The 25,772-nt window shown below is 37.4% G+C and carries 15 protein-coding genes; 4 read left to right on the forward strand and 11 right to left on the reverse strand.

Annotated elements, in window-relative coordinates:
• From CPT03_RS10875 to CPT03_RS10895, 5 genes are all read right to left on the reverse strand, one after another.
• A complete protein-coding gene (locus tag CPT03_RS10875; protein WP_172954166.1) occupies positions 1-3,174 on the reverse strand; it encodes a SusC/RagA family TonB-linked outer membrane protein in 3,174 nt (1,057 codons plus the stop codon).
• A gap of 319 nt (positions 3,175-3,493) precedes the next feature.
• Positions 3,494-5,491, reverse strand: coding sequence for a sialate O-acetylesterase (locus CPT03_RS10880; RefSeq protein WP_099438883.1), 1,998 nt, complete (start codon positions 5,489-5,491; stop codon positions 3,494-3,496).
• 113 nt (positions 5,492-5,604) lie between these two features.
• The gene (gene fbp, locus CPT03_RS10885) at positions 5,605-6,690 is read right to left on the reverse strand and encodes a class 1 fructose-bisphosphatase (protein WP_099438884.1); all 1,086 of its coding nucleotides are present in this window, start codon (positions 6,688-6,690) and stop codon (positions 5,605-5,607) included.
• Between the two features lie 21 nt (positions 6,691-6,711).
• The gene (locus CPT03_RS10890) at positions 6,712-7,203 is read right to left on the reverse strand and encodes a metallophosphoesterase family protein (protein WP_099438885.1); all 492 of its coding nucleotides are present in this window, start codon (positions 7,201-7,203) and stop codon (positions 6,712-6,714) included.
• A 54-nt stretch (positions 7,204-7,257) separates the two neighbouring features.
• Entirely contained in the window at positions 7,258-7,962 is a 705-nt protein-coding gene (locus CPT03_RS10895; protein ID WP_099438886.1) for a tRNA1(Val) (adenine(37)-N6)-methyltransferase, read from the reverse strand.
• A gap of 78 nt (positions 7,963-8,040) precedes the next feature.
• On the opposite strand from CPT03_RS10895, the gene purL reads away from it, so the two are divergent.
• Together purL and CPT03_RS10905 are read left to right on the forward strand one after the other, a co-directional pair.
• Complete coding sequence (gene purL, locus CPT03_RS10900; protein ID WP_099438887.1) at positions 8,041-11,706, forward strand: phosphoribosylformylglycinamidine synthase; 3,666 nt, start codon at positions 8,041-8,043, stop codon at positions 11,704-11,706.
• 187 nt (positions 11,707-11,893) lie between these two features.
• Positions 11,894-13,261: a Gfo/Idh/MocA family oxidoreductase gene (locus tag CPT03_RS10905; RefSeq protein WP_099438888.1), complete on the forward strand. Its 1,368-nt coding sequence runs from the start codon at positions 11,894-11,896 to the stop codon at positions 13,259-13,261.
• Between the two features lie 84 nt (positions 13,262-13,345).
• Here the strand turns inward: CPT03_RS10905 and CPT03_RS10910 are convergent, their stop codons facing one another.
• The 6 genes from CPT03_RS10910 to CPT03_RS10935 all read right to left on the reverse strand — a co-directional run bounded on the left by CPT03_RS10910 (position 13,346) and on the right by CPT03_RS10935 (position 21,742).
• On the reverse strand, positions 13,346-14,827 hold the full coding sequence (locus tag CPT03_RS10910) for a RagB/SusD family nutrient uptake outer membrane protein (RefSeq protein WP_099438889.1): 1,482 nt from the start codon (positions 14,825-14,827) through the stop codon (positions 13,346-13,348).
• An 11-nt stretch (positions 14,828-14,838) separates the two neighbouring features.
• Positions 14,839-18,117 carry a TonB-dependent receptor gene (locus tag CPT03_RS10915; RefSeq protein WP_245870025.1) on the reverse strand — a complete coding sequence of 1,093 codons (3,279 nt, stop codon included), beginning with the start codon at positions 18,115-18,117 and terminating at the stop codon, positions 14,839-14,841.
• Positions 18,118-18,310: 193 nt separating this feature from the next.
• Positions 18,311-19,513, reverse strand: a complete 1,203-nt coding sequence (locus tag CPT03_RS10920) for a FecR family protein (protein WP_099438891.1) — start codon at positions 19,511-19,513, stop codon at positions 18,311-18,313.
• A gap of 78 nt (positions 19,514-19,591) precedes the next feature.
• Positions 19,592-20,137 carry an RNA polymerase sigma-70 factor gene (locus CPT03_RS10925; protein WP_157766412.1) on the reverse strand — a complete coding sequence of 182 codons (546 nt, stop codon included), beginning with the start codon at positions 20,135-20,137 and terminating at the stop codon, positions 19,592-19,594.
• A gap of 72 nt (positions 20,138-20,209) precedes the next feature.
• Positions 20,210-20,779, reverse strand: coding sequence for an acyl-CoA thioesterase (locus tag CPT03_RS10930; RefSeq protein WP_245870026.1), 570 nt, complete (start codon positions 20,777-20,779; stop codon positions 20,210-20,212).
• Positions 20,780-20,887: 108 nt separating this feature from the next.
• The gene (locus CPT03_RS10935) at positions 20,888-21,742 is read right to left on the reverse strand and encodes an energy transducer TonB (protein WP_099438893.1); all 855 of its coding nucleotides are present in this window, start codon (positions 21,740-21,742) and stop codon (positions 20,888-20,890) included.
• 448 nt (positions 21,743-22,190) lie between these two features.
• On the opposite strand from CPT03_RS10935, the gene CPT03_RS10945 reads away from it, so the two are divergent.
• Both CPT03_RS10945 and CPT03_RS10950 read left to right on the forward strand, forming a co-directional pair.
• Positions 22,191-24,377 (forward strand): glutamine synthetase III, encoded by a 2,187-nt coding sequence (locus CPT03_RS10945; protein ID WP_099438895.1) that lies wholly within the window; start codon positions 22,191-22,193, stop codon positions 24,375-24,377.
• Between the two features lie 140 nt (positions 24,378-24,517).
• A complete protein-coding gene (locus CPT03_RS10950) occupies positions 24,518-25,699 on the forward strand; it encodes an AIR synthase related protein (protein WP_099438896.1) in 1,182 nt (393 codons plus the stop codon).
• Positions 25,700-25,772: the final 73 nt, after the last annotated feature.

Below are 25,772 nucleotides of genomic sequence, written 5' to 3' on the forward strand. Positions count from 1 at the left end.
TTAGAACTGTACGTTGAGCCCAAAGTTGAATACCTTCTGTACAGGATATCCTAACCCGTTACTTCCTTGCTCCGGATCCCATAGTTTAAAGCTGCTTTTAACAAACAGATTGCTACCGTTTGCATACAACCTAATACCACCGATATGTAACCTTTTCAAAGCTTTTTCTTGTATGTTATAACCGATTTCAACGGTTTTTAACCTTAGAAAAGAACCGTTCCTCATCCACCAGTTGGATATTTGTGTATTATTTGAACTTATATTCTGATCTAAACGTGGCCAGAATGCCTGGATATTTCTATTATCTTCTGACCAATAGTTATTGGCAATTACATCCAGCAATCCGTTTTGTGCGCCTCCGTTAAAAGCAAATGGAGTAATCCTGGCAGGATCAATCCAGAATGATGATCGTCCGGACCCTTGAAAAAATCCACTGATATCAAAATTTTTATAACCCATAGATAAACCGAAACCATAAATAATTTCAGGAGTAGTGGGCAAGCCTAAGGGAACAATATCTAGTGATGTGATCTGCCCGTCTCCATTTACATCACGGTATTTAATATCTCCTCCCTTAACCTCTCCAAAATTCTGGTAGGGAGAGTTTTTTACTTCTTCATCATCAACAAAAAGTCTTTCAGCTATTAGTCCATAAGTCTGACTAAGTGGATTTCCTACTTTAGACAAATAGGAAAGGTTACCTGGATATTTAGGCTCTTCATTTACAATAACCTTACTGGTAGCATAAGTAAATGTACCTCTGCCCTGCAGCCACAGGTCGCCAAAATTCTTATTATAATCTAATGATACATCAATACCCTGCCCTTTAACCTCTCCAACATTTGCCTGGATACCGGCGCTTAAACCCATTGTATTAGGGATATAAGCTCTTGTCATTAGGATATTGGTGCGATGCTGCTTATAGACATCTACGATCAGGTTCATGTTATTAAACAATCCTAAATCCATGCCCAAATTAGTTGTTTTTGCCTTTTCCCAGGTAATATCATTATTTGCATACCTTGATATGGATATTCCATTTCTGTTAAAACCATAATTGGTACCAAACCAGGCTCCCCTATTTTGATCACTCAGATTCACATTGGATAAGTAGAAAAATCTTGAGCCATTATCTCCGATCTGATCGTTACCTACCAAACCATAGGTTGCCCTGAATTTTAGTTTAGAAACAACCTTGCTAATAGAGGCCATGAATTTCTCATTAGAAGCATTCCAGGCAAGTCCGATAGAAGGGAAAAAACCATATCGGTGATTCTGCGCAAAACGTTCAGAACCATTATAACCAAAATTTGCTTCAAGAATGTATCTATTATCATACCCGTAAGTAAACCTACCCGAAAGACCTTGATTTCTAAAAGGAAGCGATTGCTGTAGGTCGCCGGCATTGGCATTAAGATAATTTCTTAAAATAGTTACCAAAAGTCCGGTAATTACATGCTTTTGCCCAATCGTTTTATTATAGTTTACCGCAGCTTCCATATAGGTAGTTGTATTAAGCACCTTATTTCCTTCGCGATAGTTCAGGTATTCTGTAGCGTCTTTTTCATTAAGCAGACTTATGTTGTATTTCTTGCCATCAGCACTTGTTGGGCTTGCTGAATAGTAGAAAGGATTATACGCCCTGCTTACATCAAAATATGAATACCTCTGAGTATAAGCCATTAGCCTTGCACTTAGTCCTGATGTTACAAACTTAAGATCCTGCTTAATCTCCAGCTGAACATTAAGTGTCGAAGTATTGTATTGCTGAAATCCAGAAACCATTCTTGCGTATGGATTTACATATCCCGGCCCCTCTCCTGATAGAGTAGCATTACCAAATAAAGGGTGGCTTACTTTTGATAAGGCTGATGAAGGAAAAATTGCAGGAAAAGATACCGGGTTAGAAGCCAGAGCGCTTGCAAACACTACTGATCCGCCATTAATCCTGTTACCATTTTGATCATAACCACCAACCGGCCCATTATAATCATCAAAACTTCCTGAAGTCCTAACTATTCCTTCCGTAGTAGGGGTCAATTTTACATTCACATTTGAACGTACCTGGTAGCTTTTTAGATTTACATTATTATCAAAATTGTTCCCGCTCTCTGACTTCAACACACCGTTGTCTTGATTAAATGTTCCTGCGATATAATATTGAGCGACCTTTCCGCCACCCGTCATATTCATATTAAACCGCTGATTCATCGTATAGTCTTTTATCAACATATCTATCCAGTTGTTATTTGGATATAACATTGGGTTCATTCCGGCTGCTGTCCTATCAATTTTCGTTTGAGAATATGGGAGTACACCAAGAGGGTTTCTTGTTAATACTGCTTCGTTTGCCATATTCATATAGGTGATATTGTCAGCAAGCTTGAAATTTTGGGTATTGGTTGATAATGAGTTTTCAAATCTGACATTAAATTTGATCGTAGCATCAACACCTGATTTAGTAGTAACAAGGACTACCCCATTTGCTCCTCTTGCGCCATAAAGTGAAGAAGCAGCAGCATCCTTTAAAACCGAGAATCCAGCAATATCATCAGGCTGTAATCTTGCAAGGTCAGTGGATGTAGACTCCATGCCATCAATCAAGATTAAGGGATCAACCTTACCTGAGCCAAAGGTGGTAATTCCACGGATGAAAAACTGAGCATTATCTGCCCCTGGCTCTCCACTTCTCTGATAAGCAACTACACCAGACAATCTTCCGGCAAGCATTGTAGTTAAATTACTTGTTGGACCTTTTAGTTCTTTTGGATTAATGGCAGTAATAGAACTAACCATACTTTCCTTTTTCTGTTGTCCATATGCCACAACAACAACATCTTCCAAAACGTTATTGTCTTCAACGAGTGTGACATTAACTGTTTTCCTTCCATTAATATTAATCTCTTGTTTTTTGTAACCTACAAAAGAGAAAACAAGAATCCCTTTTCCCTCACTAGCATTAATTGTGAATACTCCATCTGCTGAAGTTACCACACCATTATTGCTTCCCTTTAACATAACACTCACACCCGGTAGCGTCCCTCCCCCTGCATCTGTTACTTTACCCGTTATTGTTACTGTTGACTGCGCCATTGTTGATAAGGTTACAATGGTTAACAGTAAGAAACAACAAAGGTATTTCACTCTTAAATAAGTAAAATTTCTTTGATACATAGTAATTGGTTTAGTTTGACTGGTTTTTTATTTGGTTAATCATGTTATTCAGCATCAATAGCCTAATAACATTTGTACATACATAGTTACATATTAATTTGAAATAATCAAATTATTTTAAAAAAAATCTAAAAACTAGGGAAACTGGTGCCTGAAAGCTATAAAAATCACTACATACAGATTACAAAGGCTTAAAAACCTCTAAGAATGTAAATACATAGTTCACGCAAAAAACCTATTTTTTATTATAATAAAAAAGCGTCCCTGGGTTCTGAAATAATTTCAGAACCCAGGGACGCTTTTCTTGGATTTGCTTAAATTATTTTCTACCTAATGTAATATCAGGCCAGTTATCAGTTTTAAAAGGCGATGCCGGGAGACCTGCCCCATTAACAAAATTACAGATCGGGTTATTCGCCCATGCATATCTTACAGAAACGGGGTTTGCTACTTCTGAGCTGCTAACAGTAATCTGATTCCCTTTTACCACAGCTTTAGCCCAATGAAATTTTTGATCAGAACCTGCAATAGCAAAGCCCTTTAACTCTCCTCCATCGCTAGCTTTCAAACCGCCTTCAGTAGCTTTAAAAGTTAATTCAATGGCATTTCCAGCAATTTTTTGCGATTGATATATCGGACCTGTATAAGGAATTTTAATACCATAATTTTTAGCTAGCGCAATAAAAGCCAGCCTCTTTCCCACATCCTGTTTATTTTTTGGATGAATATCCAATGCATCACCTATGTCAATTGAAACCGCCATGCCAGTATTTGGAAGTGAAAGGGTTTCGCGCTGAGCATCTCTTAGTTCAGCCCACTCAGAAGATACAGGATCATTATCAACTTTCATAAAATTAGCTAACTGAACAAAATAGAATGGAAAATCAGGTTGTTTCCAGCTCTTTCTCCAATCATTAATCATAGCCGGGAAAAGTTTACGATACTGATGTGCACGACCTGCATTACTTTCTCCCTGATACCAAATGGCCCCTTTAATTGGAAATTGTAAATAGGGGTTAATCATTGCATTGTACAACACAGTAGTTCTATTAGGGCCATCATTTGGAACCGGCATTGGAGGTACATCCTTCAAATTCAATCCAACCTTATACTGCCATTCACCATCAAGCGACAAATGTTCCCCACCTGCAGACACCAATGACAGCACATTTTTATTACCATAAATACCCCCTTCGCCAGCACCATCAAACACTCTTACTACCAGAGTAAATGTACCGGCTTTTACTTTATTTGCGGGGATAGTATAAGAACGTGGCACATTAAATCCTTCTGTTTGTCCTATTTTTTCGCCATCAAAATAAGTAACGTCATTATCGTCTATAGTACCTAAATTAAGTTTTATGTCTTTGCCTGCCCACGATTGTGGAATAGTTATATTTTTTCTGAACCAAACTACCCCATCAAAGCCAGGCATCCCAGCCTGCTCCCATAACGAAGGCAAAGCCATGCTTTTCCATGATGAAAGGTCAAGATTACTGGCAATCCATGGCGGCGTTCCCTGTACTCCGGCATCCTTTGCTATTACTAATTCATTCCAGGCGCTTAATTTCTTTTTAAAACCAGAGCCGTCAGTTTTCGCATTTTCAATTACATTTACTGCCTCCACAAAATCAGGGATAGTTTTAAGTGTAGTTGCGCTAGTCCAGGCTTCAGCAATGGTACCACCCCAGGAAGTATGAATTAAACCAATAGGAATGCCTGTTTTTTTATTGATCTCACGTGCAAAAAAGTAAGCCACCGATGAAAAACCTGCAACATATTGTGGAGAACATTCCTGCCAACCACCATTATCAACTTTAGCATCATCCAGCAAAGAATTACTTGTTACATGAACCGCTTGTAACAGTCTGATTTTCGGATAATTTGCTTCTTTTATTTCTTGTTCGTAATTATTAATTTTACCCCATCCTGCTAATGGCATCTCCATGTTAGATTGTCCAGAGCACACCCATACGTCGCCAATTAACACATTGCTTAACTTAGTAACATCTCCATCAGAGATGCTGACATTATATGGCCCTCCATAGGAAGGTGTAGGTAGCAAAACCTTAAACTTTCCATCACTATCGGCTTTGGCGGTATAGGTTTTATTATTCCAGGTAGCATTAACCTTTACTATCTTTCCAGCATCGGTATTACCCCAAATTGCAACATTGGTTTTCTGTTGAAAAACCATGTTATCACTAAATACAGAAGGCAATGTTACTTTAGCCTGTACTAAAGAACTTAAAAATATGGAGGCAAGTATAAAACTGCCTTTAATGAATTTAACGGATTTAGGTTTCAAGATGTTCATTGTTTAATTTGGTTACACAGCAGTACCAGATCATTAATAAACAATTAGAATCAGGCACCGTTATACACAAACATATTAAATATTAATATATTTCCATTAAACAAATGCCTCAATTAATCTATACCACCTACTATTCCCATTTGCTCTAGTTTAGCCTCAGTACCAGAAATATAGCGAGATTCTGATTTTCTTTCAGAAGAGAATTCTAGCATTAATGACTCAGCAACATGTACCATATGCTCCGATCCGATAAATATAGCTGTACGCTGATGGAGTTCAGTGGGCTCTATCTCTAATATCCTGTTAAATCCATCTGAAGCGATCCCTCCTGCTTGTTCAACTATAAAAGCCATTGGATTGCATTCATACAACAACCTTAGCTTTCCCTTTGGAGATCTGGCAGTGGTTGGATATATGTATATTCCTCCCTTAATTAAGTTTCTATGGATATCTGCTACCATCGATCCAATATATCTCGATGTATACGGCCTGTTAGTAGCTTTATCTTCAACCTGAACATACTTTAAATATTTCTTTACTCCTTCAGGAAAATGCACGTAGTTACCTTCATTTAAGGAATAAATGTTTCCATTTGGCGGTATCTTCATATTTGGATGAGACAGGCAAAACTCACCAATAGAAGGGTCTAAAGTAAATCCGTTTACACCTTTACCTGTAGTGTATACCAACATGGTTGATGATCCATAAATTACATAACCTGCAGCTACCTGCTCAGTTCCCTTTTGTAATACATCTTGCAAAGTAGCCTTCCCATTTGTCGATTTTCTTCTGTATATCGAAAAAATAGTTCCTACTGCGACATTACAATCTATATTAGAAGAACCATCTAAGGGATCAATACATACTATATATTTGGCGTTTTTAGAAACTGGCGAATCAATTTTCACAAAGTCATCCTCTTCCTCAGTGGCAACAATACAGCATTCACCGCCACTGGTTAATGCGCTTATAAATTGGGTATTAGCAAACACATCCAGCTTTTGCTGCCCTTCGCCCTGAATATTCATGGTTCCGGCGGCCCCTAATATGTCTACCAGGCCTGCTTTATTAACCTCCCGGTTAACTATTTTTGATGCTATGCCAATATCTCGAAGCAATCGGGAAAGTTCTCCTTTTGCGTAGGGAAAGTCGGCCTGTTTTTCTATTATGAATTGGCCTAAAGTTTTAATACCTGACATATACTTAGTGTATTTAATACGTTATCTAACGCCTATTTCTATAACCTCTAAGTTATGGATTTTTTCATCCGAAACAGAAAATCTAATTAATGTTTTAACTTTATGCCAGCCCGAATTTCCTGCCGCACCTGGATTTATATGCAAACAATCGATTTTCTTATCAAACATTACCTTTAAAATATGAGAATGTCCGGTGATAAATAATTTTGGGGGCTTAGTGTATATTTCACTCTTTACCTGTGGAGCATATTTTCCTGGATAGCCACCAATATGCGTCATCCATACATCAAGGCTTTCGCAGTTAAAACGCAAGTGTTCAGGGTAATGACTTCTAATCTCTTTGCCATCAATATTTCCATAAACACCCTTTAGTGGTTTAAAGGCTGCAAGTTCTTCAGCAACATTAGGTCCAAAATCTCCTGCATGCCATATTTCATCGCAATCCGCAAAGTGTTTAAAAACCGCTGGATCCAAAAATCCATGCGTATCAGAAATTAGGCCTATTTTAGTCAAAATATATGTTCTTTATAATCTACCAAACAAAGCTATGGATAATGATTTATACCGTTAAAAGGCCAGAAGAAAATCTTTAAGCAATCGCCTATAATCTTCAGTATATACTTTTTCGGCCTTGTAAATAAAGAAATTACTGTTTTTAGGTTCATCTACTTTGCGCTGAAGGCAGATGATATGGCGAAAAACCGGCTTACTTTCATCAGAGCAAACATTTATTCTTTCACCTAGCGATAGATTAAATGCCCCCGCCCGCGCCACTACAAACTCTGCCTGCTTAACCGGCAGTATTAACCAAATACATCCATCATCAGTTAACAGTGCCGAAGTTTTCGATAACAATAACTCAAAAAAATCCTGGTCAGCATGCCTTGCAATCCCCTTTCTCTGCTCCGGATTCTTAAGATCATTAACAAAATAAGGAGGATTTGAAACAATCAAATCATACTTAACATCAGTATGATACGATACTATGGCGCAATGATGAGCCTTAACCCTGGCAGAAAAACCAGAATTACTAAAATTAGCAGCAGCAGTTAACGCTGCAGATTCATCTATTTCTACCGCATCAACGAGTGAATTCGGAAACCGCTGTGCCAGCATTAATGCAATAACACCTGTTCCGGTTCCAATATCAAGTATTTGTTTAGCGTCATTTTTTTTAACAATTGCCCCCAATAATACCCCATCGGTATTAATTTTCATAGCACAACCTGCCTGATTTACCTCAAACTGCTTAAATTTAAAAATACTTCCCATACGCTTCTGCGAATATATTACATTCTAACCTCGTGGTTTTAAAATTTTAACCTTAAATTTGCGGCTCAAAACACTATAATGATTTATTTCTTCTCCAATCAATCCAATACAGTTTTCGCTTTACAAACCGCGCAAAACTTATCCGATACTGATATTACAAAACTAGAATGGCTGTTTGGCGGTGCAAAATTAAACCAGGAAACCGTATTAACAGATTTTTTTGTTGGACCTCGCGCTGCAATGGTAACTCCATGGAGTACAAACGCTGTAGAGATTACACAGAATATGGCCATCGAGGGCATCATCAGGATTGAAGAATTTCATAAAGTTGAAGAAGATTTTTCTGACTTCGATCCAATGTTATCTCAAAAATACAAGGAACTTAATCAGGAAATTTATACAATTAATATAAAACCAGAACCTATTATAGAGGTTACCGACATTGCTGCTTACAACAAACAGGAAGGTTTGTCATTAAGTGACGATGAAGTAGAGTACCTTAACAATCTTTCTCAAAGACTTGGAAGAGCGCTTACCGACTCGGAAGTATTTGGATTTTCTCAGGTAAATTCAGAACACTGCCGTCACAAAATCTTTAATGGTAAATTTGTTATCGATGGCGTTGAGCAACCAACTTCTCTTTTCAAACTGATCCGTAAAACATCAGAAGAAAACCCTAATGATATTGTTTCAGCTTATAAAGATAATGTTGCTTTTATAAAAGGCCCGGTAGTTCAGCAATTTGCACCAAAACGTGCAGATGAACCTGATTACTATGCGATCAGCGATTTTGAATCAGTAATTTCTGTAAAAGCAGAAACACATAACTTCCCTACTACTGTTGAGCCATTTAATGGCGCAGCTACAGGTTCAGGCGGTGAAATTAGAGACAGACTTGCAGGTGGCCAAGGTTCGTTACCATTGGCTGGTACTGCAGTTTACATGACTGCCTTATCAAGATTAGAGGAAAATCGCCCATGGGAAAAAGCGGTTGAAGAAAGAAAATGGTTATACCAAACTCCAATGGATATTCTGATCAAAGCTTCTAATGGAGCTACTGATTTTGGAAATAAGTTCGGTCAGCCCCTAATCACCGGATCTGTACTTACCTTCGAACATGAGGAAGAGGGACGTAAGCTAGGTTTCGATAAAGTAATTATGCTTGCCGGTGGTGTTGGTTATGGTAAAGCCAGCCAGGCCAAAAAACATACACCTACAACTGGTGATAAAATTGTAGTTCTTGGAGGAGAGAACTATAGAATTGGTATGGGTGGTGCTGCAGTATCATCTGCAGATACTGGTGCCCTGGGTAGTGGAATCGAACTAAATGCCATTCAAAGATCCAATCCTGAAATGCAGAAAAGAGCAGCAAATGCTGTTCGTGGTATGGTAGAGAGCAATCATAACAGCATTGTATCTATTCATGATCATGGTGCTGGTGGTCACTTAAACTGTCTTTCTGAACTAGTAGAAGAAACTGGCGGAAAAATAGACCTTGATAAATTACCTGTGGGAGATCCAACCCTTTCATCTAAAGAAATTATCGGCAACGAATCCCAGGAACGTATGGGTCTTGTAATCGGCCAAAAAGATATAGAAACATTGCAAAAAATTGCTGATCGCGAACGTTCTCCAATGTATACTGTAGGTACAGTTACAGGTGATCATCGCTTTACCTTTGAATCAGCAACAACTGGTGCTAAGCCAATGGATCTTGAATTGAAAGACATGTTTGGCAGTTCGCCAAAGATGGTAATGGAGGACAAAACCATTGATAGAAAATATGAGCCAGTTACTTACGATAAGACCCAACTAAATATCTATCTGGAACAGGTTTTACAACTTGAAGCAGTTGCATCTAAAGATTGGCTAACAAACAAGGTTGACCGTTGTGTAGGTGGCCGTGTTGCCAAACAACAATGTGCAGGTCCGCTGCAATTACCACTAAACAATTGTGGTGTTATGGCGTTAGATTTCCAGGGAAAAGAAGGTATTGCAACCTCAGTGGGTCATGCTCCGCTATCTGCATTAATTGACCCTGCAGCCGGAAGTCGTATTGCAATTGCCGAATCTCTTTCTAATATTGTATGGGCACCATTAAAAGATGGGCTTAAAAGCGTTTCGCTGTCAGCGAACTGGATGTGGGCTTGTAAAAACGAAGGTGAAGATGCTAGATTATACGAAGCTGTAAAAGCTTGTTCTGATTTTGCAATCAGTTTAGGAATCAATATTCCTACAGGTAAAGATTCACTGTCGATGAAGCAAAAATACAAAGGCGATGAGGTTATTGCACCTGGCACAGTGATTATCTCTGCTGCAGGAAATTGTAATGATATCACTAAAGTGGTTGAACCTGTTTTACAAAAAGACGGCGGTTCAATTTACTACATCAATTTATCTAATGATGCTTATAAACTTGGTGGTTCTTCATTTGCTCAAATTATAAACAGAATTGGCCATGAAACGCCTGATGTTAAAAATGCAGACCAACTTAAGAATGCTTTTAATACACTTCAGGACTTAATAAAAGTTGATAAAATACAAGCCGGACATGATATTGGTAGTGGTGGCTTAATAACTACATTACTAGAGCTTTGCTTTGCCGATCGTGATCTTGGCGCGTCTTTAGATTTATCTGCTTTAGGTGAACAAGACATTATCAAATTACTTTTCGCAGAAAACATAGGTATTGTGTTCCAGGCAACTGAAGATGTTGAGGCTACCCTTTCTGCAAATGGTGTTGCTTACCATAAACTTGGTAAAGTGACTTCAACTGCTAGCTTGCAAATAAAAAACAATTCAGATGAGCTATCTTTTGACATTGATCACTTACGTGATGTTTGGTTCAAAACTTCTTATCTTTTAGATAAAAAACAAAGTGGACCGGTAAAAGCAAAAGAACGCTTTGACAACTACAAAAACCACGTGCTTAAATACAACTTCCCTACTCAGTTTGACGGCAGGAAACCAGTTATTGATGCTTCAAAACCAAGACCAAAGGCAGCTGTTATCCGTGAAAAAGGAAGTAACTCTGAACGTGAGCTTGCTAACGCTATGTACCTTGCCGGTTTTGATGTAAAAGATGTTCACATGACAGATCTAATTGCTGGCAGAGAGACTCTGGAAGATATACAATTCATCGGTGCTGTTGGTGGCTTCTCTAATTCAGATGTTTTAGGATCAGCCAAAGGATGGGCAGGAGCTTTCATGTACAACGAAAAAGCAAAAATTGCTCTTGAAAACTTCTTTAACAGACCAGACACATTATCTGTTGGAATCTGTAATGGCTGTCAGCTTTTTGTTGAGCTTGGCTTAATCAATAAAGATCATGCAGAAAAACCAAAAATGCTGCATAATGAAAGTGGTAAACACGAAAGTATATTCACCTCATTAACCTTACAGCAAAACAATTCAGTTATGCTTTCTACATTAGCGGGAACTACATTAGGCGTTTGGGTTTCACATGGTGAAGGCAGGTTCCAATTACCGTATTCGGAAGATAAGTATCAGATTATAGCTAAATATGCTTATGAAACTTACCCAGCAAACCCGAACGGGTCAGATTACAACACCGCAATGATGTGCGATGAGTCTGGTCGCCACCTGGTAATGATGCCCCATATCGAGCGCTCACTATTCCAATGGCATTGGGCAAACTATCCTAAAGGCCGTAAGGATGAAGTAACCCCCTGGATAGAAGCATTTGTAAATGCCAGAAAATGGGTGGAAAGCCACAAAGGATAAAATTAAAAAAACATAACTACTAAGCATTAAAGCCGAATCAATCAGAAATGATGATTTGGCTTTAATGCTTTTAGGGCGTTCCATATGTAACAACTTCATACTATCTTCTTACCAGCTAACCATTCTTTGTTGATATCATAATTGTTTCGCTAAATTTATCTACAGTGAATCAACCAAGAACCAAATTATGAGCAACAATTCAAGAAGAGATTTCATAAAAAAAATAGGTATCGGAACAGCAGCCTTATCTGTTGGAAACAGCTTATTCGGCGGAACTGCCTCTGCATTTAGTGCAAAAAGCTATCGGAATATCATTGGCGCTAATGACAGAATAAACATGGCAACTATCGGCGTTAATAGCCGAGGAAATAGCATGGGAGGCACAATTGCCAAACAAAAAAACGCGCAGGTTATTACCGTATGTGATGTAGATTCAAGAGCAATCCCTAAAGCAATAGACACTATTGTAAAAGCAGGCCAAACGACAGCACCTAAATCCGAAAAAGACCTGCGCAGGATTTTGGAAGACAAATCTGTTGATGCCATATATACAGCTACCCCAGATCATTGGCATGCCCCATTAACTATTATGGCTTGTCAGGCAGGCAAACATGTGTATGTAGAGAAACCCTTAAGTCATAATCCAAAAGAAGGCGAAATGGCTGTGGCAGTGGCCAGAAAATACAACAGAATAGTACAAATGGGTGCGCAACGCCGTTCTGCTCCTACGCTTACAAAAGGAATTCAATTACTTCATGAAGGTATTATTGGACGTGTATACATGGCAAAAACATGGTACACAAACACAAGAAAAGAAACTTTTTTAAAACCAGGCAATGTACCCGATTGGCTGGATTATGATTTATGGCAGGGCCCGGCGCCTCGTGTTAATTACAAAGATGGTCTTATACATTACAATTGGCACTGGTTTTGGAATTGGGGAACCGGCGAAGCGCTAAATAACGGGACGCACGAGGTAGATGTAGCCCGTTGGGGTTTGGGGGTAGACTTCCCAACACGCGTTAGCTCATCTGGAGGAAGATATCATTTTAATGATGACTGGGAAACCCCAGACACGCAGGTAGTAACAATAGATTATCCCGGTAAAATTACTCTGCTTTGGGAAAACAGAAGCTGCAACGGAAGAAAAGTTGAAGGTCAGGAAAGAGGTATTATCTTTTATGGTGAAAAAGGAAGTTTGGATACTGGAGATGATGCCTATAAAATATATGATCTTCAAGGGAAGTTAATTGAAGATGTAAAACCAAAAACCGGTGGAGAATCTTTAGAGGGAAGAAACACTGCAAGCCCAAGTTTAGGGATGGATAGTTTGCATATGGCAGATTTTCTTGAAGCAATTAGAAACAACAGGCGTCCGAACTGTGATGTTGAACTAGGTTACAAAAGCTGTCTAGCTATGCAGCTAGGCAATATATCCTGGAGAGTAGGTCGCGACTTAAAAATTGATCCTAAAAACGGACATATTATCGGAGATAAAGATGCTCAGAAATTATGGGGCCGTACCTATGAAAAAGGGTGGGAGCCTAAAATTTAAATGTAAAGACTTTCAACTATTTCAATAAAATACACCGTTAAAATCAGATAAATTAACGGTGTATTCTATCAGTAACCCATAACGCTAATATCCTTTATTTTGAATTAATTTAGTATTCCTGTTAAGTTCATCCTGAGGAATAGGCAAAAGCCTTTTATCTAAATTCATATTATAATTCATTTGCTTACTGCCACCTTCACAAGTTAACACATACTCCTTTAGTGCTCCCATTACAGATTCCAATTTATTAGCTCGTATCAGATCAGACCAGCGCTGCCCTTCAAACGCAAGCTCCAACCTTCTTTCATTTAATATCTTGTCGGCAAGCTGTACATCAGAAAAATCACCTGCTTTAATTATAGGCAAATCCACCCTATCTCTAACCATGTTTAAAGGAGCAAGAGCCTCAGAACTTCGCCCTAAGGCATTTAATGCTTCTGCTTTAAGCAAAAGAATATCGGCATACCTTAATATATATACATAATCACCACTGGCCCAACCTTCAGCGTGCCTCCATTTATAAGTAAAGGGTACTGAGCCTGCACTGGCACAAGGTTTCCAGAATTCATCTGACCATTCTACATCTTCAAACAAAACGGTAGAGTTTTTCCGAATTTGGTCTCCTTCGGTATCAAAAGCTTTAATCAAATCTTTAGATGGAGTACAGTATTTCCTCCAATCATCACCAGATATAGATGGAGGCAATAAAAGCTGAGGACCATAATTTGCCTGAGGCGTAGATGCTTTATATTGAATTTCAAGAATAGCCTCGTCATTCACATAATGAGAACCATCAAAAAGTTCATCATAATTACCATGCAATTTGTATCCAAGTTCTTCAACATGTTTAATGTTTTCTAACACCTTATTGTAATCCCTATCAGACTTTTGTGCATATACTTTTGCCAGCAATGCATAAACTGCACCTTTGGTGACTCTCGATTTACTTAAAGATGCAGTACTGTAACTATCCGGCACGGCCAGTGCATCATTTAAATCAGTTATAATTGTTGTATAAACCTCAGCCGCAGGCGACTTAGAAACGTTTGCTTCAGCCGGATCAATCTTTCCAAACTGCATTACCAATGGCACATCTCCAAAGTTTTTTACCAATTCAAAATAAAACAGAGCCCTTAAAAATTTCGCTTCACCTATAATCTGTGCTCTTCTGTTACCTTGATCAAGAGCTACATCTTTTACCTCCCCAATTTTCTCTAGCACCAGGTTGGCTTTAGCAATACCGTTATACAATTGCTGCCAGTCATAAAACACCCTTACATTAAGCGGAGATACAGCCAGGTTATCATATTGATATACTTCTTGAGCATCCCCTCCTGCGTAAGCATTATCAGAACGTACATCCGATAATAGAAAGAACTCCCATACAAAATATTCTGTGTACAAAGAATTATAAACACCCGTTAAAGCAGCCTCAATATCCGAAGCAGTTTTATATGCATTTCCGGTTGTTGCACTAGACTCAGGTTCTTCAGTTAAAAATTTTTTACACGAAGAGAAGCCAGCGGCCATTAAAAAGCAAATAATGATATATAATTTCGTTTTCATGATCGTAGATTTTAAAAAGAAAAACTTAATCCAAAAATAAACTGCCTAACCTGGGGGTAAGTACCATAGTCAATACCCAGTGCACCGTTAGAACTTTCGCCACCAGTACCAGCAAAGGCACTAACCTCTGGATCATAACCTGAGTACTTCGTAAAGGTTAGCAGATTCTCACCGGTTACATACAGTGACCCGTTCTTTACCTTAAACTTGCTTAATAACGATTGTGGTAATTTGTAGCCTAATGTTAATGATTTCAATCTCAAATAAGAGCCATTTTCAATAAATCTGGAGGATATATCTGAATTAACCACATTTCCAGATTCTGCCCTGGGAATATCTGTAATCTGCCCCTCCTTTGTCCATCTTCTTAATACTGCTACAGATTGATTTCTATAATCCATCATCCCTTCTGTTTCAATTCGCGTAGCATTGAAGATATCATTTCCTTGCACCCCTTGTAAAAATACATCTAAACTAAAGTTGCCATACGAAACCCTGTTTGTAAATCCATAAGTAAAATTAGGATTTGCATTCCCTATCACTTTCCTATCTCCGGCATCAAGCGCACCATCTTCATCAATATTATACCCATTGCCATTTACATCCTCATAAATCATATTACCTGTCTTAGGATCTACTCCATCCGAAACATATCCCCAAAAAGTACCAATTGGCAAACCTTCTTTTATAATTGCAGCTTGTTGCCGCTGTGGAATCCCCCCTACTGCAAGCTCCTGATCACCTATATATCCTATTCTATTTCTGTTAAACGAGATGTTAAAATCAGATTCCCACTTCACAACCCCATTTAGGTTTTTTGTATTCAAAGCAAACTCTATCCCTTTATTTTCCAGCTTACCAATATTTTGTAATGCTCCTAAAAAGCCACTTGAAGTAGGCACAGGTTTATTAAATAACAAATCCGCAGTAGATTTCCGGTATAAATCAACCGATAAATTAACCCTGCTTTTAAACAAACTCAAATCTACTCCAAGATTATTCTGAGTAGTACTTTCCCATTGTAAATTCCTATTTTCAGGAGTAGTAGGAGCCGTACCTGAATTCACCTGTTCTCCTAAAATATAATTACTTCCAGTTCCTATAAGTCCATACCACGCATAAGGATCAATATGGTCATTACCAACTTTACCCCAGGCATACCTAATCTTTAAATCATTAATAAATTCAGCATCTTTTAAAAAATTCTCCTTTGATATTCTCCATCCTGCAGAAAAAGAAGGAAAAAAGCCCCATCGTTTATCAGGTCCAAAAACAGAAGACGCATCTGCTCTTAAATTGCTAGATATTAAATACTTGTCGTCGTAGGCATAACGTACCCTTCCAACAATAGAAGTATTTGTTCGTGCAGCTCTTGAGCCTGTGGCTAAATTCACAATAGAACCTCCATTTACAGTTGGTACACTTATACCGCTAAATCCCTTGGTTTCAATTTCCGAAATTTCAGAAGTTGTACGACTTGAAGTATATCCTACAAAAGCATCAACCGCATGCTTTTCAGCAAAAGTTTTAGCATAACTCAAGGTATTCTCAGAAAGCCAATACTCACTTTCATTCATATTCAAATCAGCCAGGCCTTTATTTACTCTTCCCCAATCTGTTCTAAAAGGATCTAAAAAGTAATTGTATTTTCCTTTTGAATTATCGTAACCAAATAAAGTTTTAAACTTTAGATCTTTTAAAATTGACACCTCTGCATATAGGTTACCAAAAAAGCGACTGTTATTAAATCCGTTGGTTGAACCATCGGTATAAGCAACAGGATTATTGAAAGATAGTCTTAATGGATTTGCGGTAAATGTCCCGTCTTCATTATAAATGCCCGTTACAGGTGATGAAGTAAGGACGTTCATAATTACTCCTGAATTTGCAGAACCACGGTTGTCATCAATATTACGATCATACCATCTTGCGTAAGAAACACTTGTACCAACTTTAATAAAATCATTTATTTTTTGATCCAGGTTAACCTTAAAATTAAACCGGTTCATTGTATTTGTTCTAACTACACCATCTTGTTTTGTCCAGGCCCCCGATATGTAGTAAGTTGTAGCATCGTTACCCCCATTTACCGAAAGCTGATAATTCTGGGCATATGCTTCTCTATAAATCTCTTTATGCCAATCAGTATCATCTTTATAATTATCCCAGGCCGCTACCTGACCAATTTCTGTCATTAAGGCAATATAATCGGCCCTATTTAATACATCTATTTTGCTTTTCACGTTAGATATACCAGCATATGTACTAAATGAAAGCTGGGCCTTTTGGTTCTTCCCTCTCTTTGTAGTAATTAAAACTACACCATTCGCTCCTGAAGCACCGTATATTGCTGCCGACGCAGCATCTTTTAAAATCGATATACTTTCAATATCGCTCGGGTTTATATCATAAGTGTTAACACTAGGTACTCCATCAACTACATACATAGGCTCACTGTCGGCAGTAATAGAAGTTGTACCTCTTACTTTTATAGAAAACCCTGCCTGAGGTTTGCCCGAAGGTGTAAGTACCTGCACACCGGCAGCCTTTCCTTCAATTGAATAACCAAAATTAGTTGCAGGCCTTTCTTCCAGATCTTTAGCACCAACAGTGGATATTGCACCAAGAATATCCTTTTTTTGCTGTGTACCGTACCCTACAACTACAACCTCATTTAATCCCTGAGCCTCAGGTGTCATTTTTAAATTCAGAATACTCTGGTTATTCACCTTAACCTCATAAGTTTTAAACCCAACATATGAAAATAAGAGCACGCCATTTCCATCTGGCAAATCCAAAGAATAACGCCCTTGATTATCTGTAGTAGCCCCAATTTCACTTCCTTTGAGTCTTACACTTACACCAGTCATTGGCTGATCTTGCTCATCAGTTACTTTACCTGTAATGGTCAATAACTCATACCATGATTTATCTCGTTTAATAACTACAGTTTTGTCTACTATAGCATAGGTAAGCGGAAATCCTTTTAAGCAGCTCTCAAGCGCCTGTTCCAAAGAAACATTGGTTACATTAATATCTGTATTTCTGGTTTTATCCAGCAGATTATCTTCGTACCAGAGATGGTAGCCCGATTGTTTTTTTATTTTCTTCAAGATCGTCTCGACCGATACATTTTTTTCTGACAATGTAATCCTTTGTGCATATCCGGTTGCACAAACTTGAAAACAGGTAAAGGCTAGTAGAAATACCGTAAGCTTCATAACTAGAATTGCATATCTAAGTTTTCCATAATATTTATGGACATACCTATTGGGCGTATAAAAATTCATACTTTTGAGTGTTTGGTTTAATTGAATTAAGGACTGTAGAAAGGTTTTTACCGCATTATGCGGAATGGATTGAGCCAAACATTTGTCGGTAGTGTTACGAGCACTGCCGGCTTTTTATTTTAGATCAACCCGGTTCTGGGTAAGTTTATCTCATCATATATCTGGTTAAGTTTAAAGTTTAATCAATATTTATTTAGGGCATAACAATAATTTTCTTCCCTTCAACTACAAAATGAACATCATTCAGTTCCAATATTTTGAGCAGGCTGGAAATACTTGAACCTCTGGAAATATCACCTGAAAAAGAACGGTTGGGTATCCCGGGCCTATATTCAACTTCAACATCATACCATCTGGCTACCTGCCTCATAATACTTTTAATATCAGACTTACTAAATGAGGTCAGTCCATTTTTCCATGCTACGATCTGATCAGGATCTGACAATTCTTTCATATTTAGCTCTCCGGAAGTAGATTGTAGGGCTTGTTGGCCAGGTTTAAGAATTAAACCTGCATCAGATTTATTTACACTAATATGCACTCTACCTTTAAGTAAGGTGGTTTTTATTAGAGGTTCATCATCGTAGGCCATAATATTAAAGTGAGTCCCTAAAACCTCCACCACTTGTTTACCATTCACATTAACCTTAAAAGCAGCTTTTTCATTCCTTTTCACCTCAAAGTATCCTTCACCAGTGAGTGACACTAAACGCTCATTCATTGAAAATGCAGTTGGAAATTTAAGTGACGACATAGAGTTCAGCACCACTTCACTGCCATCAGGCAGCACCACTTTATATTGCCCTCCCCGAGGTGTAGTAATTGTGTTATAAGAAACAGCTGTAGAAGGCAAAGCGCTGGCAGATTTATACTCAACCTGCCCGTCTTCAGATTTTACAACTGTCACGTTTCCAATCTTAACTACCTGACCAACCCCCGCTGCTGTAAGATCTATCTTGGTACCATTCCCTAAAGTAAGTGTTGCTTTATTGCCCCCGGGGTTTATAATTTCTTTTGTATTTTTTGAAACAAAAGCTGGTTGATCACCTTTTCCCTTTCCATTATAAAAGAAAATACCTGCCAATAGTGCGCAGATAATTACTGCTGCTGCAGAAATTTTAATTACCAGGTTACTACGATCTATTTTTCTTATTACAGCCTGATCTTTCTGTATTTCCTCTGATGATTTTTCAAAATTGACACGACTCAAAAAATCAACCCAACTCTTATTTGTATTAAACTTATTTAAGTTTACATAGGCATTAACAGAATCATCCTTAATTCGCCTAAGTTCATTTAACAGGTCCGTTTCTTCTTTACTCAACACCTTACCCAACGACTCTTCGTATTCGAGAGATTCTATTAGCTTCTCCCAATCTGGATTTTCTGATGACATCTTTTTATCGTTTGTTCAATAGTATGTCGCACGATAAACAAAAAAGGGTGACAGAAAAAACAAAAAAGTATATCTTTTCTATAAAAGACTCAAAAAAGCAACAAGTAAGAACAAATGAAGTTTATCTCGCAGGTACATGTATGCACGTCTAAGCTGAGTTTTAACCGTATTAATCGAAATATTTAGTTTATCAGCAATCTGGGCATAGCTCAATCGATCTACAGCGTGTAATAAGAACACATTTTTACGATCAGTAGGTAAGCTATCAACTACTTCAATAATTTGAGCGTACAATTTAACACGATCAGCAATACTATCCTCTTCATCATTATCTTCTACTTGCACAGAAAGTAATTCCTTTCTTTTTTCCAATACAGCTTCCCTTCTCAGATAATCAATACAGCTATATTTTATTGCTTTATAAGCATAAGCATCAAAAGAAGTTTTCAATCGTACAACTTCACGGTTATTCCATAATGTAATAAAGAAATTCTGAACAATATCTTCAGCAACATCACTATCTCCAATCAAGTTCAATGCAAGCAAACAAAGACGCTTGTGGTGTAATCTAAATAATTGTTCAAAAGCAGTTAAATCAATAGGAATATTCCTTGTTGTATCCAATATGCTAAGGCTAAGAATTTTAATCCCGGATGATTAAATCAATATTAAATAATTTTATCTGTATTATAAAATCTAGAACAATTCAACCTTACATCTTTCATTTTTAAGCGTAACTAAACAGTTCTCATTATTGTAATTTTCCTTTAGGCTGGCTTCATTCCTTTTGTATTCTGTTTTAAGGTTTTTTCTATTTAAGCCCTGCGCAAATCGCCTAACATCTTCTTCACTTTTTAATATCAATCCCGGCACCTGTTTAGGTTTGTGATTATCCCCTATGGCTACCATAGTAAAATAACTGGTGTTGGTATGCTTTATAGTTTGAGTTTTCAAATTTTCTGAAACAACCTTTATTCCTATTATCATAGAGGTATTACCAACATAATTTACTGATGCCATTAAAGAAACCAGTTCCCCTACTTCAACAGGCGCTAAAAAGTCTACAACATCAATTGAAGCAGTTATACAGTATCCATCAGAATGTTTTGCTGCGCATACATACGCAACTTTATCCATTAAGCTTAGAATAATACCTCCATGTATTTTTCCTCCAAAATTAGAATAAGAAGGAATCATAAGTTCAGTAAGTGTGGTCTGAGAGTATTCTACAGGTTTAAAATCTTGCATAAAGTGGTCTTTGAACATGCAATTTAGTTTTTTACCGCAAAATAGCATCAAAAAAGGGGCTGTAAACTTAATTACACCCCCTCAACCCTATCCTTTACACCGAGAGCGCACCAAATTTCTTTGATTCTACCTGTTTATCATAAATGAAAGCGGCATATTATACCTAACTCTAACATTTTGGTCATTTTGTCGGCCTGGTTTCCACTTTGGCGACTTACTTATCACCCTCACGGCTTCTTCATCACATCCATAACCTATACCTTTCAAAACTGTAACATTAGAAACAGAACCATCTTTCTCTATTACAAAGCTGATAAAAACTTTACCTTGGGCATCCACCTCCTGAGCTGCATTCGGATACCTTAAATTTCTTTGTATAAATTTGGCCCAGGCTTTCATTCCTCCCTCAAACTCAGGATAGGCCTGTATATCTCCTAATTCATGAATTCCGGTATCTTCCTTCACACCATTTCCTTCTCCATTACCTATTGCTGTCCCATTACCATTACCCTCAGTAGGAACTGACCCAAGCGATGTCTCTACCCCTGACTGGGTAACAGCCCCAACCGCAGCGTGCTCTATTTGTTCTAAAGTTGGTGGATCCGTTATCACAGGTCTATCCACAACAATTGGATTAGAAATTGGCTTAACAGTTTTAATTTTTTCCTTTACAGGTTCTGTTTTTGGCATTTCCAACTTTTCCTGAGGTTTCGGTTTCTCTATAGCACGTTCAGCCATATTAATATCAATAACAACATCTGTGTTAACAGGCTCCATCACCTCCTCTTTACCATAAAAATGTTTATAAATCATTGGACCCGCAAAAAGCAGAACAAAGAGTGGCGCGGCTATAAATAGCGCGCGGGCAGTAGTACCTGACGACTGAGACCTTAATGCATAAGCCCCATAGTTTTTGTTCCTGTTTTTAAATACAAGGTTGAGCCACTCTGCCTTGTGTAAATTGGATGAGATGTTAAACATAATTTTAAGTATTAGTTTTAAACAAGATGCAAAAGGCACATATATTCCATAATACTTTAAAAAAAACTTAAATCACACTACTTTTCCATTAAAACAGCGAAAAATGCTTTCTCTGATAAAAATTTAAAAAAACTAACGTTTTACAGATTTTCATTGCTTTTACATTAAAAAGCAATGAAATATTTATTAAAAAGACCTAAAAAAAGAAAAAAATACTTCAAAAAATATAAAAACAATCGAACAAACAGTATATTTACCCTTCAAGAGGCCAACTTAACCTTCCAACAAACCAAGCACCTCTTTAACTTATTTTTCGTATCAAAAACTGATTTTCATCAAAAAAGCCGAATTTTTGTGTCAAATTTTGCTAACATTTGTATTTTTACAAACAATTTGATAGAAAATATTAATTAATAATCCTATTTTTGGTAAAATTTTAAACAAATAAATGAAAAGCCTAAGAACAATTGCATTAAAAGAAGCGCAGACAAGAGTTTCAACAGAGGTAAAGTCACCTTCGACTAAAATTTCTGATTTTTATGGCGTTAATGTTTTTGACAAGAGAAAAATGAAAGATTTCTTGTCAAAAGAGGTCTATGAGAAACTTGTTTCATCCATCGAACATGGTGAATTAATTAATCACGAAGACGCGAACCACATTGCTACAGCTATGAAAATCTGGGCAATGGCAAAAGGTGCTACTCACTACACCCACTGGTTCCAACCTTTAACTGGTACTACAGCTGAAAAACATGATTCATTTTTTGAGCCAAGTGGTGACGGAGCAATTGAAAAATTTGCTGGAAGTGCATTAGTTCAACAAGAACCAGATGCATCAAGCTTCCCAAATGGCGGTATCCGTAATACTTTCGAAGCACGTGGATATACTGCATGGGATCCTTCTTCTCCGGCTTTCATTATGGAAAGCAAAGCTGGTAAAACACTTTGTATTCCAACTGTATTTGTTTCTTATACTGGCGAAGCATTAGATTATAAAGCACCTTTATTAAAAGCACTTGCTGCTATGGATAAGGCTGCTGTTGATGTTTGTCAATATTTCGATAAAAGCATCACTAAAGTAAATGCATCTTTAGGTATTGAACAAGAATATTTCCTTGTTGACCTTGCATTATATAATGCTCGTCCGGATTTAGCATTAACTGGCCGTGCCTTATTTGGTCACATGTCAGCAAAAGGACAACAATTAGAAGATCACTATTTCGGATCTATTCCTGAGCGTGTATTCACTTACATGGTTGATTTCGAAAATGAAGCTTTAAAATTAGGCATTCCTTTGAAAACCCGTCATAATGAGGTTGCTCCATCTCAATTCGAGTGTGCTCCTATTTATGAAGAAATCAACCTTGCAATTGATCATAACCAATTGTTAATGGACTTAATGGAAAAAGTAGCTTTAAGACATAACTTTAAAGTTCTTTTACATGAAAAACCATATGCTGGTATCAATGGATCAGGTAAACACAACAACTGGTCATTAATTACTGACACTGGCAAAAACTTATTATCTCCAGGAAAAACTCCAAAAAACAACTTAATGTTCTTAACATTCTTTGTTAATACCATTAAAGCTGTTCATGAGCATGCAGATTTATTAAGAGCAAGTATTGCTTCAGTAAGTAACGATCACCGTTTAGGTGCTAACGAAGCTCCTCCTGCTATCATCTCTATCTTCCTTGGTTCTCAATTAGCTGAAGTATTAGACGAGATCGAATCATCAAGAAGCATCATTAAAAAAGTTAAAAATGAAGATTCTTTATGGTTAGGTATCCCTAAGATTCCTCAGATCTTATTAGATAACACCGACCGTAACCGTACTTCTCCTTTTGCTTTTACAGGTAATAAATTTGAGTTAAGAGCTGTTGGTTCATCTGCTAACTCTTCTGCTCCCATGACTGTTTTAAATACAATCGTAGCCGATCAATTAGCTAAATTCAAAGTTGAAGTTGATAAACTGATCAAAAAAGGAGAGAAAAAAGATGTTGCATTATTAACTATCCTTAAAAAATACATCAAAGAATCAAAAGATATCCGTTTTGAAGGAAATGGTTACAGCGATGAGTGGGCTGAAGAAGCTGCTAAACGCGGTTTATCAAACATCAAAACTACTCCGGTTGCTTTAGATGCTTATGTAAGTGAAAAATCTACTGAATTATTTACTAAAAACAACATCTTTAGCGAGCGTGAATTACATGCACGTCACGAGATCTTGTTAGAAAGCTATTACAAAAAACTTCAAATCGAAGCAAGGGTAATGGGCGAAGTAACAAACAGCATGATTATTCCTGCTACTATTGCTTACCAGAATTCACTAATTGAAAATGCTAAAGGATTAAAAGAACTTGGCTTATCTGGCGATGCATTAGCAACTCCACTTGCAATTATCAACAAAGTATCTGAGCACTTAAATATCGTTAAAACCAGCATCGACGCAATGCTTGAGCAACGTAAAAAAGTAAATGCAATTGAAGATTCACGTGAAAAAGCAATCAGCTACGATGAGAAAGTGAAATCTTACTTCGATACTATCCGTTACCATACAGATAAATTAGAACAAATTGTAGATGACAGCGTATGGCCTCTACCTAAGTTCAGGGAATTATTGTTTATAAAATAAACCAACCCCCTAATAACCAACTATTTTTTAGTTTTATAACCTCTGCTTTAATTAGTAGGGGTTATTTTTTTATCAGTTAGTGTGTTTTTTTTCTACATTAACGTTTTAACATTAAGGGGTTTCCCTATCTTTGCAATAACATGAGTGATAACAGGTACAACCAACGTGGCGTTTCTGCCTCGAAAGAAGATGTGCACCAAGCCATCAAAAACATAGATAAAGGTATTTTTCCGCAGGCTTTCTGCAAAATCATCCCTGATATTTTAGGTAATGATGAGGCCTTTTGCAATATAATGCATGCGGATGGTGCAGGCACAAAGTCTTCATTAGCTTATGTTTACTGGAAAGAAACCGGTGATATTTCTGTTTGGAAAGGAATTGCACAGGATGCCATCATTATGAATATTGATGATCTGATCTGTGTAGGAGCTACCGATAATATTTTATTATCATCAACAATTGGCCGTAACAAAAACCTCATTCCTGGAGAAGTAATTGCTGCCATCATTAATGGCACTGAAGAGATTTTAGCTGAGCTTAGATCTCAGGGCATCTCTATTTACTCAACCGGGGGTGAAACTGCAGATGTTGGCGACCTGGTACGTACAATTATTGTCGATTCAACCGTAACATGCCGTATTGAGCGCGAAAAGATTATCAGCAATGATAAAATACAGGCAGGTGATGTAATTGTAGGTCTATCATCTTATGGGCAAGCCAGCTACGAAACTGAATATAATGGAGGTATGGGATCAAATGGACTTACTTCAGCCCGTCATGACGTATTTGATAAATCTGTAGCTACTAACTATCCTGAAAGTTTTGACCCTGCAGTTCCTTTTGACCTGGTATTCTCTGGTGGGAAGAAACTAACTGATCCGGTTAAAATTGATGAACAAACAGAAGTAACAGCAGGTAAATTAGTATTATCACCTACGCGTACTTATGCTCCTGTAATTAAAAAGGTATTAGAAGGACACAGGTCTCAAATTCATGGCATTGTTCATTGCAGTGGTGGTGCACAAACCAAAGTACTTCACTTTGTAAACAATAATGTTCATATCATTAAAGATAACTTATTTCCAATTCCTCCCCTGTTCCGTTTAATACAGGAACAATCAGGCACAGATTGGAAAGAAATGTATAAAGTATTTAATATGGGTCACCGTATGGAATTGTATGTTCCAGCCGAAATAGCTGAAGGTATCATTGCCATTTCTAAAAGCTTTAATATTGATGCCCAGATTATTGGTCGCGTTGAGGGTTCAACCCAAAAACAAGTAACAATTGTTTCAGAAAACGGCGAGTTTGTTTATAACTAACATATAAAAACACTCTTTCAACAAAAAAGCTGGAATAAATTATACATGCGAGTATAGTTTATTCCAGCTTTTT

Source organism: Pedobacter ginsengisoli (assembly GCF_002736205.1).
Classification (GTDB): Bacteria; Bacteroidota; Bacteroidia; order Sphingobacteriales; family Sphingobacteriaceae; genus Pedobacter; species Pedobacter ginsengisoli_A.

Excerpts from the sequence above, each read along its gene's own strand:
- CPT03_RS10905 (WP_099438888.1), top strand. The coding sequence starts at position 11,894 with ATGAGCAACAATTCAAGAAGAGATTTCATAAAAAAAATAGGTATCGGA.
- CPT03_RS10880 (WP_099438883.1), bottom strand. The coding sequence starts at position 5,491 with ATGAACATCTTGAAACCTAAATCCGTTAAATTCATTAAAGGCAGTTTT.
- CPT03_RS10950 (WP_099438896.1), top strand. The coding sequence starts at position 24,518 with ATGAGTGATAACAGGTACAACCAACGTGGCGTTTCTGCCTCGAAAGAA.
- CPT03_RS10920 (WP_099438891.1), bottom strand. The coding sequence starts at position 19,513 with ATGTCATCAGAAAATCCAGATTGGGAGAAGCTAATAGAATCTCTCGAA.
- CPT03_RS10945 (WP_099438895.1), top strand. The coding sequence starts at position 22,191 with ATGAAAAGCCTAAGAACAATTGCATTAAAAGAAGCGCAGACAAGAGTT.
- CPT03_RS10910 (WP_099438889.1), bottom strand. The coding sequence starts at position 14,827 with ATGAAAACGAAATTATATATCATTATTTGCTTTTTAATGGCCGCTGGC.
- CPT03_RS10875 (WP_172954166.1), bottom strand. The coding sequence starts at position 3,174 with ATGTATCAAAGAAATTTTACTTATTTAAGAGTGAAATACCTTTGTTGT.
- fbp (WP_099438884.1), bottom strand. The coding sequence starts at position 6,690 with ATGTCAGGTATTAAAACTTTAGGCCAATTCATAATAGAAAAACAGGCC.
- CPT03_RS10935 (WP_099438893.1), bottom strand. The coding sequence starts at position 21,742 with ATGTTTAACATCTCATCCAATTTACACAAGGCAGAGTGGCTCAACCTT.
- purL (WP_099438887.1), top strand. The coding sequence starts at position 8,041 with ATGATTTATTTCTTCTCCAATCAATCCAATACAGTTTTCGCTTTACAA.
- CPT03_RS10915 (WP_245870025.1), bottom strand. The coding sequence starts at position 18,117 with ATGAATTTTTATACGCCCAATAGGTATGTCCATAAATATTATGGAAAA.
- CPT03_RS10930 (WP_245870026.1), bottom strand. The coding sequence starts at position 20,779 with ATGTTCAAAGACCACTTTATGCAAGATTTTAAACCTGTAGAATACTCT.
- CPT03_RS10895 (WP_099438886.1), bottom strand. The coding sequence starts at position 7,962 with ATGGGAAGTATTTTTAAATTTAAGCAGTTTGAGGTAAATCAGGCAGGT.